Here is a 763-nt window from a genome sequence, read left to right as displayed (position 1 = left end):
GCCGATAACGACGAAGCTGGCTTGAGGTCTTTGCTGGGCGAGAACTTTCGGACGCTCATCCCGCCGGTGGGCGCGGAAATCCGCGACCGCTTTCTGACGGAATGGAAAACATCGCACGCGATTCAGCCGGTGAGCAGCGACCACGTCGATATTGCCGTGGGCAACGACGGCTGGACGCTGCCCATCCCGCTCGTAAAAACGTCGAAGGGTTGGCATTTCGACACGCGCGCCGGGGCCGGGGAAATGCGCCTGCGCCGTATCGGACGCAACGAGCTGGCCGTGATCCAGGCGATGCTGGCGGTCTACGATGCGCAGCGTGAATACGCCGGGAAGGATCACGACGGCAGTGGCGTGCTCGCGTATGCGACGAAGCTGTCGAGCTCGCCCGGCAAGCAGGACGGCCTGTACTGGCCGACTGGCCCCGACGAGAAGCCAAGCCCGCTTGGGGAAGCTTTCGTGACGGCAGGCGCACGTAACGCCGGGCAGTCTGGCTACTACGGTTACCACTACAGGCTGCTCACCTCACAGGGCCCCCATGCGCCGGGCGGAGCGTATGACTATCTGGTGCGCGGCAAACTCTTCGGCGGCTTTGCTGTCGTTGCCTGGCCGGTCCGCTACGGAGACACCGGCATCAGAAGCTTCATGGTCAGTCATGCGGGACAGGTCTATTCGAACGACCTTGGCCCCGACGGGGCAAAGAAGGCGGCGGCGATGAAGTCGTTCGATCCCGGCCCCGGATGGGTGAAGGAGTCACCGTGATGCG

General features: G+C 64.1%; 1 protein-coding gene. It reads left to right on the top strand.

The features are described from left to right. Positions 1–759, top strand: a 759-nt coding sequence (locus LPA36_RS29370; protein ID WP_228884023.1) for a DUF2950 domain-containing protein, incomplete at its 5' end; no start/stop codon positions are given. Positions 760–763 lie beyond the last annotated feature (4 nt).

Origin of the sequence: Paraburkholderia saeva, from assembly GCF_907164555.1 — a bacterium.
Taxonomy (GTDB): Bacteria; Pseudomonadota; Gammaproteobacteria; order Burkholderiales; family Burkholderiaceae; genus Paraburkholderia; species Paraburkholderia saeva.
This window is presented reverse-complemented; position numbering and strand designations above follow the sequence as displayed.